Below are 14,856 nucleotides of genomic sequence, written 5' to 3'. Positions count from 1 at the left end.
AGCTTCCATAGATCAAACCTTGAGATGAAATTTTCATGAGCACCGCCCGCTACCGCGCCCTGATTGCCGTGGCCCAGCAAGGCAGCCTGAGCGCCGCCGCCCGCACCCTGGGCGTGAGCCAGCCCACTATTTCCAGCCAGATCGCCGCACTGGAGCGGCAAAGCCAGATCGAGCTTTTTCACCGCCAGGGCTATCGCATGAGTTTGACCGGCGCCGGCCGCAAGTTGCTGCTGCTGTCGCAAAAGCTGCTGGCGCTGGAGTCCGAGGCCGAGTATTTTTTGCGCGACTCCGGCAAGCTCAATCAGGGCGAGTTGAAGATAGGCGCCGTGGGCCCGTTTCATGTGATCGAGATGGTGGCCGCCTACCGGGCCCGCTACCCCGGCATGCAGCTATCGATTCGCATGGGCAACTCCCAGCAGGTGTTGCAGGACCTGGAGAACTACAGCACCGATGTGGCCGTGCTGGCCGGCCTGTATGAGCGGCCCGAGCTGATGGCCCGCGAATATGCGCGCCACGCCATCATTGTGTTTGCCCATGTGGAGCACCCTTTTGCGCGGCGCCAACAGATCGATATCCGCGAGCTGCAAGGCCAGCCCCTGCTGCTGCGCGAGCAGGGATCGACCACCCGCACCGCCATGGAAGCCGCGCTGCAGGCCGCAGGCGTCAAGCCCCAACTGAGCCTGGAGATAGGCAGCCGCGAAGCCATACGCGAAGCCGTGGCGCGCGGCCTGGGTCTGGGTGCGGTGTCGGAAGCCGAATTCATTCCCGATACCCGCTTCAAGCCCGTGCGCATTGCGGGCGATCCGGCCAGCACGACCACCTATGTGTATTGCATGAAGGAGCGCAGCGAGAGTTTGCTGGTGCGCTCCTTTCTGGATGCAAGCTGAGGGGGCAGAATCAATCCATGAACGAGGACACGGCAGCCGGCAGGCGCGGAGCTTCCCAGTAATAGGGATGGGCCAGCACATTGCGCCCAGCAGCCTGGCCCTGCCATTTCAGTGCCAGCAAATCGGCCAGCGTCCAGGCAGCCCAATCCGAGCGAAAAGGCCTTCTTGCCATCTCTTTTGCCACCTCGCCGGCCCCGCCGACCGAAGCATTCGCCTGCCAGACGATGGCCGGTATACGGTAGCCGCCCGCAGTGCCCGGGCTATGCCCTACATGGTTGCCGACATGGCCGACCTCCTGGCCATGGTCAGACAAATACATCCAGGCCACATGGTTTTGGGGCTTGGCGACATCTCTGGTCAGCTGCAGCATTTTCGATACCACCGAGTCGTGATAGAGCAGCGCCGAGTCGTACTCCTCGCGGAGATGGCGCACCCAGGCAGCGCGGCCATTTTTTTCCATCTGCACATCGACCGCATCCACATCGTCGTCAAAGGGATTCTGACCTTTGGGAAATCTCAGCCGGTAATGCGGATGCGCGCCCAACATGTGGACGATCACGAACTTGCGCTCGGACGAAGCGTCGCTCAGCGCCGTGTGCAGCTCATCGAGCATCTCCTCATCCAGCGAAGCCGTCGAGCGCCCCGGTGTCTTGTTGACCATCTGCGTCACATCCGCCAGCCTGGCATGCTGCTGTTCAATGGCGACATCGTCATGATTGCTGATCCACCACACCTTGTACCCAGCCGCTCTAGCCAGGGAGACCAGATGCTGCGAATCCACCGCATCCGGCGCTCCGAAAGAGAACAGATTGCGCACGGCGGGCAAGGTGCTGGCATCCACCGACCAGGCATTGCGCAGCACCGTCAGCTGCTCACCCAGCTGCTGCTGATGCACTCGCAGACCCGGGTTGGTCATGCGTCCATAGCCATAGAGCGAGAGGTTGTCGCGGTTGATGCTTTCGGTCAGAAGCAAAACCACCGTGGACGGCTCTTTGCGCCCAACCACGGGCTTGGCGGCCGTGGCACGTGCCAGCACCTGCTCTCGCTCTTGCTGCTGATTGAGCCAGCTGTGCTGCAACATCTGCACCGACTGGCTCCATTGCACCCAGAACACGGCCGGATACAAGCGGCGCCAGGGCTTGCTGGTGTATGCCAGCAGGCAGAACAACACGATGATCAAGCACAGGGCTTGGCTCCCTCTGCCCGGAGCAGACAGTTGTCGTGCGGACCTCCCGGTCAGATACCAAACGCTAGCCGCCACCGCGGCAAAACCCGCTCCAAACAAGGCCGCACTGCGCCAATGCATGGACAGATATTCAGAGCCCTCGCGCCAATTGGTATTGGCCATCGCGCCAAGCACCAGGGCACTGTCAGGCGCTGCGCCATAGGCATCCATCAGATAGATGCGCACGCCAGCGTCCACCACAAACAATATGATCCAGGCCCATACCAGAATGCGTCTGGCCTGCAGCCATGCCGTGCTGCGCACCGGCCAGCTGAGCCAGACCAGGGCCGGCACCATCAGAACGAACAGCTGTGCAACGCGACGCCCTTCATGTCCAAGCACCAATAAGAACAGGGTTGTGCAGCCCAGCATGAAGACAGCCGGCCACGATGCGCGGACGCGGCCGAGCGAAGACATATCGGGCCGGCAGGAAATCGAAGAAGCACTCATCAAGCAAGCGGCCGGCTTGGGGCCGGGTCAAAAAACGGTTGATCAAGCAGGAAAATCCACACGCGCTGTTGAGCACAGTCGGTCGGATGCCGTACAGGCAATGCAAACAGGTGTTTGACAGGCCCAAATTAGTCAGGCTCCGCATTCTGCGCGCAGGCAAATTGCCGAGCCGGCGGCGGGGCAAGCACAGGGCTAGAGAGCCTGCGACGCCTTCGCTTTAAAACAGGCTTTGCTGGCCGGAAAGATTCGCCGCATGGTAGTGGCTGCAGTCCAGCATCACCCGCTCGCGGTTCAACCCCAGCTTACGGCAAGCCAGTGCAAAGCGCTGGCCCAGCATATCGGCCCAGACCCCGTTGCCCTTCATGCGCTGGCCAAACTGGCTGCTATAGACCTTGCCTTCGGCCCGGCCCTCTTCGCTGATGCCATGCAAATCCCGCACGCGCTCCATCACGCGCTGGGCGCGGTCGGGGTAGTGCAGCTTCAGCCACTCGGCAAACAGCGGCGCCACTTCCCAGGGCAGGCGCAGCACGGCGTAGAAAGCCTGGCGCGCACCGGCGTCGCTGGCGGCTGCCAGCACCTGCTCCAGATCGTCATTCAGAAATGGAATCTGCGGCGCCAAGCTGACGCCTATGGGCACGCCGGCCTCGGCCAGCGTGCGAATCGTGCGCAAGCGCCTATGCGGTGCTGCGGCACGCGGCTCCAGCTGCCGAGCCAGCTCGGGTTGCAAAGTGGTCAGAGTGACATAGACAGCCACCAGGTTTTGCTGCGCCAGCGGCACCAGCAGATCCAGGTCCCGCTCCACGCCGCTGCCCTTGGTGACTATGGAAAACGGATGCCTGGCCTGGCCCAGCACTTTGATGACACGGCGGGTCAGGCCCACATCACGCTCTATGGGCTGGTAGCAATCGGTGACCGAGCCCAGCATGATGGGCGCTGCCACATGGCTGGGCTTGCTGAGTTCGGCGCACAGCACCTCCACAAAGTTGCTCTTGACAACCAGCCGGGTTTCGAAATCCAGCCCCGGCGAATAGCCCAGATAGCTGTGCGTGGGCCGGGCATAGCAGTAAATGCAACCGTGCTCACAGCCGCGATAGGGATTGAGCCCCAGGTGATAGGGCAGATCGGGCGAGTCATGGCGGCTGAGCGCGGACTTGCACTGCTCCCATTCCAGCTGTGTGCGCAAGGCCCGCACATCTTCCCCGTCATCCGCCTGCCCCCAGCCATCGTCAAACGCCAGGCGTTCGTCTTTGACAAAGCGATGCGCCATGAAGCTGGCCGCACCACGGCCTTTGAGCGGCTGTGCAGGCCGCACAAAAGTCATGGGACTGAAGGGCTCGTGCGAGCTGGAGTCTGGTGGCTTTGGCATCAAATAACTGTATATAAATACAGTTATTTGAGCAATCCAGGCTATCTCGACCCTTTTGACCGGCAGGTCAATGTCTTGTGCGTATTTGAATGGGATTTGAATCAAACAGGCCCATACCCCAGTATTCAAAAGCACAATAAGCTATAAATTTAGGAGTAAAACTAAAAATTCCGCCGCACTCAATCCGCACTGCGGGGGTGCGAGATCGCTAGGACATTTCGGCCATTGCCAGCACAATCGGGGCAACGCACCAAGTTGGTGCTTTTGAGATGCCTTGGCCCGGACAACACCGTTGCCCGGGCTTTTGTCCGTTTGCGCTTGGCGCATAGAAAGCGGGTACGGGCCACACCATCTTGCAAGGGAGTCACACCATGGAGCGCAAGCCCCACATCACTTTGTCGTCCTTGGATCTGGATCGCATTGAAAATCTGCTGGAAAAGAACAACAGCCCATTTCCCGGCCGCGATGCGCTGGAGGCCGAACTCGAGCGCGCCGATGTGCTCGATCCCAAGGACATGCCACCCCAGGTGGTGACCATGAATTCCACCGTGCGCTTCACCATGCTGGAGTCCGGCAAGAGCAACACGCTGACCCTGGTCTACCCCAAGGAAATGGACGGCTCGCCTGACAAAATATCCATCTTCGCGCCCGTGGGCATTGCACTGCTGGGTCTGTCGGTCGGCGATGAGTTCAAGATGCCCAGCCCCACGGGCCAGGTGACGGTGCGCGTGGATGCCATCGAATTCCAGCCCGAGAGCGCTGGCGAGCTGCACCGCTGAGTTGCCAAGCGCATAGCCGCCCAACAAAAAAGCAGCTGATTGAAGCTGCTTTTTTTGTGGGTGATGACCAGAGCCCGCCTAGCGCAGGCCGGCCAGCAAAGTCGTCAGCATGCCGGCACCGATCAGGCCAGCCTGCCAGCGCAGAGCCTGGCTCCAGGAGGTGACATGGCGCTCCACCGTCTGATAGAGCAGATAGCCTGCGGCAAGCGAAAGCGCAAAGGCAAAGCCCATGCCGCCGATGGCAGCCTCCACCGAGTCAGGCCAGAGATTGCTGACCACGGCATTGACCAGCAGGCACATGGAAAAGTGGATGAGAAAGACCGAGTAAGAAATCTCGCCCAGACGGCGCAGCGCTGTCAGCCCCTTCCAGCTGGCAATGCGCTCGGTGCGAAGGCAGACGATCAGCAGCAAGGCGGTGACGCCCGCCAGAAAGATGCGGTCGCGCCACTCCAGCACCAAAGCGCCCATCACCATGGCGGCAATCAGCATGGCCCAGTTCCAGGCCGTGCTGCGCTTGTCGGCGGCCACGGCCCAAAAAGCCATCATGCCTATGCCATAGGCGCCTAGAAAGTAGATCGCCCAGACATCCAGGTCGGCGTCGAGATTGAAGGCGAACAGCGAAGCCGCTGTGCCCGCCACCACCAGCGCCTGCATGCCGGTGATGGCCCAGGGCCACCAACGGGCCAGGGCCTGCTCGCCCGCGCGCTGAACCAAGCGCTCACGCAGCCAGCGCATGGCAGCCAGCACCACAACGCTCAAGGCAAACAGCTGAAAATCGATGGACACATACCAGACACCGGCCGAGAGCGACTCCTCGCCCAGAATGCCTTCTAGCAGCAAGGCATGGGTGAACAGCTGCCACAGGTCCGGGTCGGCCGAAACCGAGGCATGATCAAACCAGGGACGAATTGCAGCCGAGATGACGATGGTGGCCATCAGTGCCACGGCATAAGGCACGACCAGGCGCACAAAGCGTTTGCCTATCTTGGCCCAGGGGGCATCAAAACGGGCCAGTCCTTGCGGCGCCAAGCTGGCCGCTGCCAAGTAGCCGCCCAGCACCAGAAAGATCTGCACCGCCATGCGGGCATATTCATACAGCCAGTCCAGCACATCGGGCATGGCGGAATGGGCAACTTCGGACATGGGGCCGTAGAACGCCAGGTGATGCCAGACTATGGCCGCGCAGGCCAGGCCCTTGGTGCAATCAATCAGCGCGCTGCGTGAATGGGACGATATTGAACTATTAGCCATCTAATCTGGTTCTCGGCCTGCCAAGCTACGCACGACAGGTCAAGCGAGCTCCTAGCCAGAAAAGACAGCGTAAGAAACCCGACACGTAATAAAAAGGAAGGGGCGATTTTGCGCTCAATCCCGACAATTTGCTGACAGTGTCTCGACTTTTCTGAAACAAGCCACAAAAGGCTCGCCAAAGCGCAACAGCTCAGAGCCCGGTCAAAGGCTGGGCAGATTGCTCTTGCTTGATCCAGCACCCCCACTGAAAGCGCTTTGCACAGGCACAATTGAGGCCATGACGCAAGCCAAACCGCTTTCAGAGCTGAGCCGCCAATTTGTTTCACACTTTGGTGAGATGGGCAGCCGATGGGGCATCAACCGTACCGTGGGCCAGATCTATGCCCTGCTGTTTCTGTCCGCCCAGCCTCTGAATGCCGACCAGATCGCCGAGACACTGGAGTTTTCCCGCTCCAACGTCAGCATGGGCCTCAAGGAATTGCAGGCCTGGCGACTGGTGCAGCTGCGCCACCAGCCCGGTGACCGGCGCGAGTATTTCCAGGCGCCCCAGGATGTGTGGGAGATTTTCAAGCGCCTGGCCGAAGAGCGCCGCCGCCGCGAGATCGAACCCACCCAGTCCATGCTGCGTGCCGCCATGCTGGAAGAGGTGGGCACCGACGAGGAACGCTATGCCCAGCAGCGCATGCGCGAGATGCATGAGCTGATCGACAAGCTGATGAACTGGTTTGATGACGTGCAGCGCCTCTCGCCCGAGACGGCCATGCAGCTCATGGGCATGGGCGCGGCCGTGACCCGGCTGCTGGATTTGAAAGACAAGATCACCGGCGCCGGTCGCGGCAAGGCATCGGAGTAATTTTCAAGAAAAATACGCTGTAGCGCTTGATATATAAGCGCTTTAAGCTATCAATTCAAAAGCAATACAAAAGGCCGCCCGGTTTTTACCGGACGGCCTTTTTGCGCTGACTGAAGTCAACGAACTCAGACCTGGCCGGCCGACTCCGTCTCCTTCAAGATGCGGCGGCGGGTGGCCTCGTCATCCATCAGCTCATACCACATGGCATTGAGCACGGCAAAAGCGGCAGCCAGAGGCAGACCCAGAATCCACGCGAAGTACCACATACAAAATCCTTTCTAACAATTCGTTCATCACACACATTGCAAGCGAGTCAACATGAATGAAACCGGCGATCTCCAAGCCAGAGACAGCTAGCAAGAGCCGCCTCGCAGCGAGGCTGTCGTCCCCGTTGGGGAAGGCGCTCAGCGCCTCAGGGCAGTCAATAAGAATGGCCTTTGCCGGTGGCGATTGCCGCAATATCCACCTTGCCGCGCAGCACCGAGTACACCCAGCTGGTGTAGATCAGGATCAGCGGCAGAAAGATCAGCACGCAGACCAGCATGATGAACAGCGTCACATGGCTGGAGGAAGAATCCCAGACTGTCAGGCTGAAACGCGGATCGATGGTGGAAGGCAGGATCATGGGGAACATGGCCGCACCCACGGTCAGGATGATGCCGGCGATGGCCAGACCGCTGCCCAGCAGGCTGAGCCATTCACGGCGGCTGCGCAGGCCCAGGGCCACGACCAGCGGCATGACCAGGCCTAAGCCAGGCACCAGCCACAGAAGCGGATAGGACTTGAAGTTGGCCATCCAGGCACCAGCGGCCACGGCCGCCGTCTTGTTCAGCGGGTTCGATGGGCCGACGGGGTTGATATCGCTGGTGATCTGATAACCGTTGATGCCCATGGCCAGCCACACGCCGGCCGCGGCAAACAGCAGCGTGGTCAGCACTGCGGCCACCGAGCCGTAGCGGGCCGCGCGCACCGAGACTTCACCTTCGGTCTTGAAAACCAGCCAGGCCGCGCCGTGCATGAGCAGCATGGACAGCGACACCAGGCCGCAGAGCAGCGCAAACGGCGTAAGCAAACCGAAGAAGCTGCCGTCATAGTAGATGCGCATGTCATCGGCCAGACGGAAAGGCACGCCCAGAATCACATTGCCCACGGCCACGCCAAACAACAGCGACGGCACCAGACCGGTGATGCACAGCACCCAGTCCCAGCGATTGCGCCAGGCTGCGTCTTCGTGCTTGCTGCGGAACTTGAAGGCCACGGGGCGCAGGATCAGCGGCACCAGCACGGCAAACATGGCCAGATAAAAGCCCGAGAAGGACACGGCATACAGCTGCGGCCAGGCGGCAAAAATGGCACCGCCGCCCAGAATCAGCCACACCTGATTGCCTTCCCACACCGGCCCCACCGAGTTGATGGCCGTGCGGCGCTCCACATCGGTCTTTGCCGTGGCGCGCAGCAGGCCCATGGCGCCCAGATCGAAGCCGTCGGTCACGGCAAAGCCCACCAGCAGCACGCCCAGCAGCAGCCACCAGATGACGCGCAACACGTCGTATGTAATCAGTTCATGCAAGATCATTTGCTCATACTCCTTGGCTTGCCGCTCAGCGGGCGCGGGCCAGCTTCTTGATCATGGGTTCGTAAAAGCTCAGGTGAGGCTCGCTCTCGTGCTCGGGGCCTTTCTTGATGGCACGCACCATGAGCTTGAGCTCGATCACCAGCAGCACCGTATAGATCAGCACAAAGCAGGCAATGGTCAGCAGCAGCGTGCTGGCCCCCAGGTTGGAGACCGCCATGGCCGTGGGCAGCACGCCTTCGATGATCCAGGGCTGGCGACCCAGCTCGGCCACCACCCAGCCGCACTCGGCCGCAATCCAAGGCAGAGGAATCGACAGCACCGCCACCTTGAGCAGCCAGGGATAGGCGTCGAGCTTGTGACGCATGGACAGGTAAAAGAAAGTACCGGTCAGCACGATGAAGAACATGCCCAAAGCCACCATGATGCGGAAGGTCCAGAACAGCGGCCCCACGGGCGGCACGGTATCCAGCGCAGCCTGCTTGATCTGCTGGGCCGTGGCCTTGCGCGGATCGTCCACATAGCGCATCAGCAAGAGCGCATAGCCCAGATGCGCGCCGTTGTTTTCAAAACGCAGACGGGCCTCGGCCGGAATCTCGGCATCGGTCTTGGCCGTGCGAATGGTCTGCAGCGCGTCATAGGCATCGATACCGTTGCGGATATAACCTTCGGCATTGAGCACCAGCTGGTTGATGCCGGGGATTTCGGTGGTCAGCGAGCGTGTGCCTATCAGGCCCATGACCCAGGGGATGTGCACGGCAAAGTGGGTCTCGCGTGCTTCGCGGTCGGGAATGCCGAACACGGTGAAGGCCGCCGGGGCTTTCTCGGTGTTCCACATGGCTTCTATCGAGGCCAGCTTCATCTTCTGGTGTTCCGACGACAGATAACCCGATTCGTCACCGAGCACCACCACCGACAGCGATGCAGCCAGACCAAAGGAGGCGGCCACCGTCATCGAACGCTTGGCCAGATGCAGATGGCGGCCCTTGAGCACATACCAGGCCGAGACACCCAGCACGAACAGCGAGGCCATCACATAACCGGCCGAGACCGTGTGCACAAACTTGGCCTGGGCCACCGGGTTGGTCAGCACGGCAAAGAAGTCGGTCACCTCCATGCGCATGGTCTGCGGGTTGAAGGCAGCACCCACGGGGTTTTGCATCCAACCGTTGGCCACCAGAATCCACAGGGCCGAGAAGTTGGTGCCTATGGCCATCAGGCAGGTCACCATCAGATGCTTGACCTTGGAGAGTCTATCCCAGCCGAAGAAGAACAGGCCTACAAACGTGGCTTCCAGGAAAAATGCCATCAGCCCTTCGATCGCCAGCGGCGCGCCAAAGATATCGCCCACATAGTGGCTGTAATAGCTCCAGTTCATACCGAACTGGAATTCCATCACCACGCCGGTGGCCACGCCCATGGCGAAGTTGATGCCGAACAGCACACCCCAGAACTTGGTCATGTCGCGCCAGATAGTGCGGCCCGTCATCACGAACACCGTCTCCATGATGGCGACGAGAATCGACAGGCCCAGCGTCAGCGGCACAAACAGGAAGTGGTAGAGCGCCGTTATCGCAAATTGCAAGCGCGATAAGTCGACGATGTCGAGGTCCATGATGGATTCCTTTCTCTCGAAACTTTAAAGAACAGGGGAAAAATCGGTGGGCTGTGCCGCCGTATGCACATTGCTACGCGGAACCAGGCCGTCGGGTCTGAGCCGGCTCAGCGCCTGGGAAAATTCACGACTGCCGCGCAAGGCCTGGCCTGCTATGCGGCCGGACTGCAGCCAGATGACACGGTCGGCCAGTTCGACCTCGCGCTGCCAGTGGGTGGCAAAAATCAGCGTCCGGCCCTGAGCTGCGCCCGACAGGCGCTGCAGCACATCGCGGGCCGTGGCGGCATCCAGCCCTTCGGTGGCTTCATCCAGCAACCAGCAGGAGGCGCTGCTGAGCAGCAAGCGGGCCAGCGCCAGACGGCGAGCCTGCCCGCCGGAAAAACCCAGGCCTCCTTCGCCCAGCAGGCTGTTCAGTCCTTGGGGCAAAGCCTTGATATCCGCCGCCAGCCCTGCCGTTTCCAGGGCCTGCCAGAGTTCGGCATCGCTGGCATCGGGGCGCGCCAGGCGCAGGTTGTCGCGCAAGCTGTCCTGAAACAGCTCGGTTCTTTGCGTCATCCAGCTGCAGCGCTGTGCCGCCAGATGGCCGCTGGCAATCTGCCATTCCCCGGCCAAGGCCAGCAGCAGCGTGCTCTTGCCCGCACCGCTGCTGCCGATCACGGCCACGCGTTCGCCCTGGGCGATTTGCAGATCCACGGGGCCTAAACTGCCTACCACGACCTCTTGCAACTGCACGGCCCAAGCGGACTCAGGAAGCGACAGCACTGGCTCGGCCTGAACTTCGGGCTGTGCCAGCGCCGGACCCAGGCGACGCAGGGCCAGCCAGCTGCGCCCGGCCTCTGTTGCGCCACGGCGCAAGGCGGCAAAAGGCTCCATGGCCGACAAGGCCAGCAAAATACCCAGGGCAGCGACCGCCGCACCGATGTAACGGCCTTGCACCAAGGCCCCCATCAGCAGCACGGATGCACTTAAAGTAATAGCAGATACCGCACCATAGGCTTGGGTTGCACGCGCTTCCGTGTGATAAAGCTGGGCATCGGCCTGCGCACCGCGCGCATCGCTGCGCAGCACGGCTGCAGCCTGTTGCGGCAACTGCCCGGCCATGAGCAAATCGGTCTGCCCGGCCACCAGATCCACGGTCTGGCTGCGCAAACCCTCCAAGGCCATGGCGCGGCGCACGGCCGCCTTGCGGCTTGCCAGTCCCAGCCATAGCGCCACACCCCAGCCGGCCAGCAGCAGCCAGGCAAAAACCAGCAGGCCCAGCCACCAGCGCATCACGCCGTAGGCAATGGCTATGAAAAACGCAGCAGCCAGCGCAGACAGAGCGGGCACCAGCAGGCGCAGATAAACACTATCCAGCGCATCGACATCGGCCGTCAGCCGCTGCAGCAAACGCGCGGGCCGCTGCAGCAACTGGCGGGCTGCATACGGGCGCGACCAGTGGCGAAACAGCTTTTCTCGCACCGCCGCCAGTACCGCCAGCGTGGCATCGTGGGTCACCAGCCGCTCGGCATAACGCGCACCGGTTCGGCCCACGGCCAGCAAGCGAATACCGGCCGAGGGCATGAATACATCAAACATCAAGGCCGTGGCCGGCAGCAAACCGGCCAGCGCGGTGGCGGTGATGAACCAGCCCGACAGGCCCAGCAAGGCCATGCCCATGAGCACGGTCAGCGCCGCCAGGGCCGCACCGCCCAGCCACAGCTTGCGCGGCGCCAGACTGGCGACCGCCGCCAACAGAGTGAACAGCCCAGGTCTGGTCTTCATGCCGTCACCTCGGCATCCAGAGCGGCGCAAGGCTCGCCCTGCAGCGGCAGATTCACAATACGGTCCATGCGGGCGGCCAGTTGCGCGTCATGGGTGGCCACAATCAGCGTACGGCCCTTGGCGATGCGAATCAGCGCCTCGCTCACCTGGGCGGCGGTTTCGGGGTCGAGGTGGGCGGTAGGCTCATCGGCCAGCAGCAAACCCGCCTGGGTGTTGACGGCCAGGCGGGCCAGCGCCAGGCGCACCACTTCGCCACCCGACAGGCCTGCCCCGCCCTCACCCAGGCTCATGCCCGGGCGCGATTGCAGCACCGCCCCCAGCGCAACTTGCTGCGTGGCAGCGTCTACCTGTTGGGCCGTCACCTCGCTGCGGCCCAGGGCCACGTTGCCTTGCACCGAGCCGGCAAACACATGGGGCTGCTGGCTCAGCCAGGCCATGCGGCCGCGCAAGGCGGCGGCACTGCTATCGTCCAGCCGCTGACCGTCGATGCGAATTTCTCCCTGTGGCACGGCCACCAGTCCCGCCAGCTGGGCCAGCAAGACCGACTTGCCGCTGCCGCTGGGGCTGCACAGCGCCACATGCTCGCCGGGGCGGATTTCGAGATCAAGTCGTTCCAAGCGGGTCTCGGCACCCGGAGCCTGTACTTTCAGATCGAAAACAGCCACATGTGCAGCCACAGATTGCGCAGGCAGCTCATTTTTTTGAAGCGATTCGGCGCCCAAGATACGGCTGGCCTGCTGCTGCAGCTGCTCCAGAGTCTTGAGCGCTGCCTCGCCGGCTGCGCGGTCATGCCAGACGGCGGACAGTTCGCGCAGCGGCTCGAAAAACGCCGGTGCCAGCAGCAGCACAAACAGCGCCTGGCCCAGCGTCAACTGATGGCCCCAGGCGCCAAACGGCAGCATGCCCAGCAAATGAAAGCCTATATAGACAGCCACCATGGCCACGCCCAGGGCCGAGAACAGCTCCAGCACGGCAGAGGAAAGAAAGGCAATACGCAGCACGCGCAGGGTGCGACTGCGCAAATCCTCGGCATGGGCGCGCAAACGCTGGGCCGTGGCGTCCACGGCGGCCAGGGCACGCAAGGTGCTCAAACCACGCAGACGGTCCAGCAAAAAAGCATTCATCTGCCCCTGCTGCACCATCTGCTCTTCGCTGGCGGCCTGGGCACGCCAGCCCACAATCGCCATGAACAGCGGAATCAGCGGCGCAGCGACTATCAAGATAAGAGCAGCAACCCATGACTGGCTGATCACGGCAGCCACGATCAACACGGGAAGCAGACGCACACGCCACATCGCGCTCTGATAGCGGGCCAGCCAGGGAACAATGGCTTCGGCCTGTTCGGCCACGGCGCTGGCCGCCTGGCCCGAAGCGGCACGGGCTTTGTCCATGGGCGAGGTCTGGGCCAGCGCATTCACCACCTGCGCACGCAGGGCCGAGAGTTGCTGACGCGCCGCCAGATTGGCCAGCAAGCCGCCCCGTCCATCACACCAGGCGCGCAACAAACCCAGCAGCAACACGCCTGCGGCTATGGGCCACAAAGCCTCCAGCCCTTGGCCATCGGCCATTTTCTGCACCGCCCAGGCCAGCAAGCCCGCCTGCGGCAGCCAGAGCATGCCGGCCAGCAATTGCAGCAGCGCGCCCGCGCCGGGGCGGCGGATGCTGTCAGCCAAAGAAGTTTGGGGAGGGGGTGGCAAATGTTTCATTATTTAATTTTCAGTAATTCCTGAAAATTGAAGAAATCTTACTCCTTATTTGATCCTCATCATGGCAGCCGGCCATTACCTTCCAGTGAATGTCTTGATTGCTATTGATGCAAGTCAAAATCGCAATGGTTTTCCCTTGATTACGTTGGCTGCAGGATAAAAAAACGGCGCCAAAGGCGCCGCATAAGACAGGGAAAAGAAAACTCGACTTGGCGATCAGCCCAGCAGGCGTGAACGCGCTGCCGCGTACTCGCGCTTCAGACGCGCCACCAATTCGGCCGTGGGCGTGACCTTGTCCACCGCGCCAATGCCCTGGCCGCAGCCCCAGATGTCCTTCCAGGCTTTTTGTGCGCCGCCGCCAAAATTCATTTTGCTGGGGTCGGATTCGGGCAGATTGTCCGGATCAAGCCCTGCGGCGCGAATGGATGGAGCCAGGTAGTTGCCATGCACGCCGGTGAACAGATTGCTGTAGACCACATCATCGGAGTCGCCAGCCACAATCGCCTCTTTGTAGGCCTCGGTGGCACGCGCTTCATCGGTGGCGATAAAGGCCGAACCGATATAGGCAAAGTCTGCCCCCATGGCCTGGGCCGCCAGGATGGCATTGCCCGAGGCGATGGAACCGGACAGGGCCAGCGGGCCGTCAAACCACTGGCGGATTTCCTGCACCAGGGCAAACGGGCTTTTCACGCCGGCGTGACCGCCGGCACCAGCCGCCACGGCGATCAGGCCGTCAGCGCCCTTCTCTATGGCCTTGTGGGCAAATTTGTTGTTGATGATGTCGTGCAGCACCACGCCGCCCCAGCTGTGCACGGCCTGATTCACATCCTCACGCGCGCCCAGGCTGGTGATGATGATGGGCACCTTGTACTTGGCACAGATCTGCATATCGTGCTCCAGGCGGTCATTGCTCTTGTGCACGATCTGGTTGATGGCAAACGGGGCCGAAGGCTGATCGGGATGCGCTCTGTCCCAGGCAGCCAGGGTTTCGGTAATCTCGGCCAGCCAGTCTTCCAGCAGCTCGGCCGGGCGGGCATTGAGCGAAGGCATGGAACCAACGATACCGGCCTTGCATTGTTCGATCACCAGCTTGGGATTGCTGATGATGAACAGCGGCGAACCAATGACGGGCAAGGCCAGCTTTTGCAAAGTGGCAGGTAGTTTGGACATGTACGTCTCCTTCGTTATTTTTTATGTAAATACGAGCTGAAGCGCTTATCTAGGTTACGCAAACAGCTCTCAATTCAATAGTAATTTTCGAACTGAATCAGAACGCTTCCATGGGCAAGGCCATCACGCTGGCAGCGCCGTTCAGCACCGCATCGGCCTGACCGGCCACGCGGCTCAGAATGTGCTCGGCATAGAAGCGGGCGGTTGTCAGTTTCGC

The 14,856-nt window shown here is 61.6% G+C and carries 14 protein-coding genes; 4 read left to right on the top strand and 10 right to left on the bottom strand.

The window, feature by feature from the left end:
* Nucleotides 1-35 precede the first annotated feature (35 nt).
* Complete coding sequence (locus ACNAZA_RS20805; protein ID WP_415798404.1) at nucleotides 36-887, top strand: LysR substrate-binding domain-containing protein; 852 nt, start codon at nucleotides 36-38, stop codon at nucleotides 885-887.
* A 10-nt stretch (nucleotides 888-897) separates the two neighbouring features.
* Here the strand turns inward: ACNAZA_RS20805 and ACNAZA_RS20800 are convergent, their stop codons facing one another.
* Nucleotides 898-2,484 carry a sulfatase-like hydrolase/transferase gene (locus ACNAZA_RS20800; RefSeq protein WP_415798403.1) on the bottom strand — a complete coding sequence of 529 codons (1,587 nt, stop codon included), beginning with the start codon at nucleotides 2,482-2,484 and terminating at the stop codon, nucleotides 898-900.
* Here ACNAZA_RS20800 and ACNAZA_RS20795 point away from each other — a divergent pair.
* A complete protein-coding gene (locus ACNAZA_RS20795; RefSeq protein ID WP_415798402.1) occupies nucleotides 2,483-2,680 on the top strand; it encodes a hypothetical protein in 198 nt (65 codons plus the stop codon). The two genes, ACNAZA_RS20800 and ACNAZA_RS20795, sit on opposite strands and share 2 nt — an antisense overlap.
* A gap of 99 nt (nucleotides 2,681-2,779) precedes the next feature.
* Here the strand turns inward: ACNAZA_RS20795 and ACNAZA_RS20790 are convergent, their stop codons facing one another.
* Nucleotides 2,780-3,928 carry a PA0069 family radical SAM protein gene (locus ACNAZA_RS20790; RefSeq protein WP_415798400.1) on the bottom strand — a complete coding sequence of 383 codons (1,149 nt, stop codon included), beginning with the start codon at nucleotides 3,926-3,928 and terminating at the stop codon, nucleotides 2,780-2,782.
* Nucleotides 3,929-4,299: 371 nt separating this feature from the next.
* Here ACNAZA_RS20790 and rnk point away from each other — a divergent pair, with 371 nt between their 5' ends.
* A complete protein-coding gene (rnk, locus tag ACNAZA_RS20785; RefSeq protein WP_120969816.1) occupies nucleotides 4,300-4,707 on the top strand; it encodes a nucleoside diphosphate kinase regulator in 408 nt (135 codons plus the stop codon).
* 78 nt (nucleotides 4,708-4,785) lie between these two features.
* Here rnk and ACNAZA_RS20780 read toward each other — a convergent pair whose 3' ends face one another.
* The gene (locus tag ACNAZA_RS20780; protein WP_415798399.1) at nucleotides 4,786-5,958 is read right to left on the bottom strand and encodes an acyltransferase family protein; all 1,173 of its coding nucleotides are present in this window, start codon (nucleotides 5,956-5,958) and stop codon (nucleotides 4,786-4,788) included.
* A 268-nt stretch (nucleotides 5,959-6,226) separates the two neighbouring features.
* On the opposite strand from ACNAZA_RS20780, the gene ACNAZA_RS20775 reads away from it, so the two are divergent.
* Nucleotides 6,227-6,811: a GbsR/MarR family transcriptional regulator gene (locus ACNAZA_RS20775; protein ID WP_120969822.1), complete on the top strand. Its 585-nt coding sequence runs from the start codon at nucleotides 6,227-6,229 to the stop codon at nucleotides 6,809-6,811.
* Between the two features lie 125 nt (nucleotides 6,812-6,936).
* Here the strand turns inward: ACNAZA_RS20775 and cydX are convergent, their stop codons facing one another.
* The 7 genes from cydX to ACNAZA_RS20740 all read right to left on the bottom strand — a co-directional run.
* Nucleotides 6,937-7,077: a cytochrome bd-I oxidase subunit CydX gene (cydX, locus tag ACNAZA_RS20770; RefSeq protein WP_120969826.1), complete on the bottom strand. Its 141-nt coding sequence runs from the start codon at nucleotides 7,075-7,077 to the stop codon at nucleotides 6,937-6,939.
* Between the two features lie 155 nt (nucleotides 7,078-7,232).
* A complete protein-coding gene (cydB, locus tag ACNAZA_RS20765; protein ID WP_415798398.1) occupies nucleotides 7,233-8,387 on the bottom strand; it encodes a cytochrome d ubiquinol oxidase subunit II in 1,155 nt (384 codons plus the stop codon).
* Nucleotides 8,388-8,412: 25 nt separating this feature from the next.
* Nucleotides 8,413-9,999, bottom strand: coding sequence for a cytochrome ubiquinol oxidase subunit I (locus ACNAZA_RS20760; RefSeq protein ID WP_415798397.1), 1,587 nt, complete (start codon nucleotides 9,997-9,999; stop codon nucleotides 8,413-8,415).
* 24 nt (nucleotides 10,000-10,023) lie between these two features.
* Nucleotides 10,024-11,763 (bottom strand): amino acid ABC transporter ATP-binding/permease protein, encoded by a 1,740-nt coding sequence (locus ACNAZA_RS20755; RefSeq protein WP_415798396.1) that lies wholly within the window; start codon nucleotides 11,761-11,763, stop codon nucleotides 10,024-10,026.
* Nucleotides 11,760-13,469 (bottom strand): thiol reductant ABC exporter subunit CydD, encoded by a 1,710-nt coding sequence (cydD, locus tag ACNAZA_RS20750; RefSeq protein ID WP_415798395.1) that lies wholly within the window; start codon nucleotides 13,467-13,469, stop codon nucleotides 11,760-11,762. The genes ACNAZA_RS20755 and cydD overlap by 4 nt, the downstream gene beginning before the upstream one ends.
* 216 nt (nucleotides 13,470-13,685) lie before the next feature.
* On the bottom strand, nucleotides 13,686-14,639 hold the full coding sequence (locus ACNAZA_RS20745; RefSeq protein ID WP_120969841.1) for an NAD(P)H-dependent flavin oxidoreductase: 954 nt from the start codon (nucleotides 14,637-14,639) through the stop codon (nucleotides 13,686-13,688).
* A gap of 97 nt (nucleotides 14,640-14,736) precedes the next feature.
* Nucleotides 14,737-14,856 (bottom strand): acyl-CoA dehydrogenase C-terminal domain-containing protein (locus ACNAZA_RS20740; protein ID WP_415798311.1); only part of this gene is annotated, 120 nt, incomplete at its 5' end.

The organism is Comamonas aquatilis (assembly GCF_965139575.1).
Taxonomy (GTDB): Bacteria; Pseudomonadota; Gammaproteobacteria; order Burkholderiales; family Burkholderiaceae_C; genus Comamonas; species Comamonas aquatilis.
Note: the sequence above shows the minus strand (reverse complement) of the source record. Positions and strands in the feature narration are given on the sequence as shown.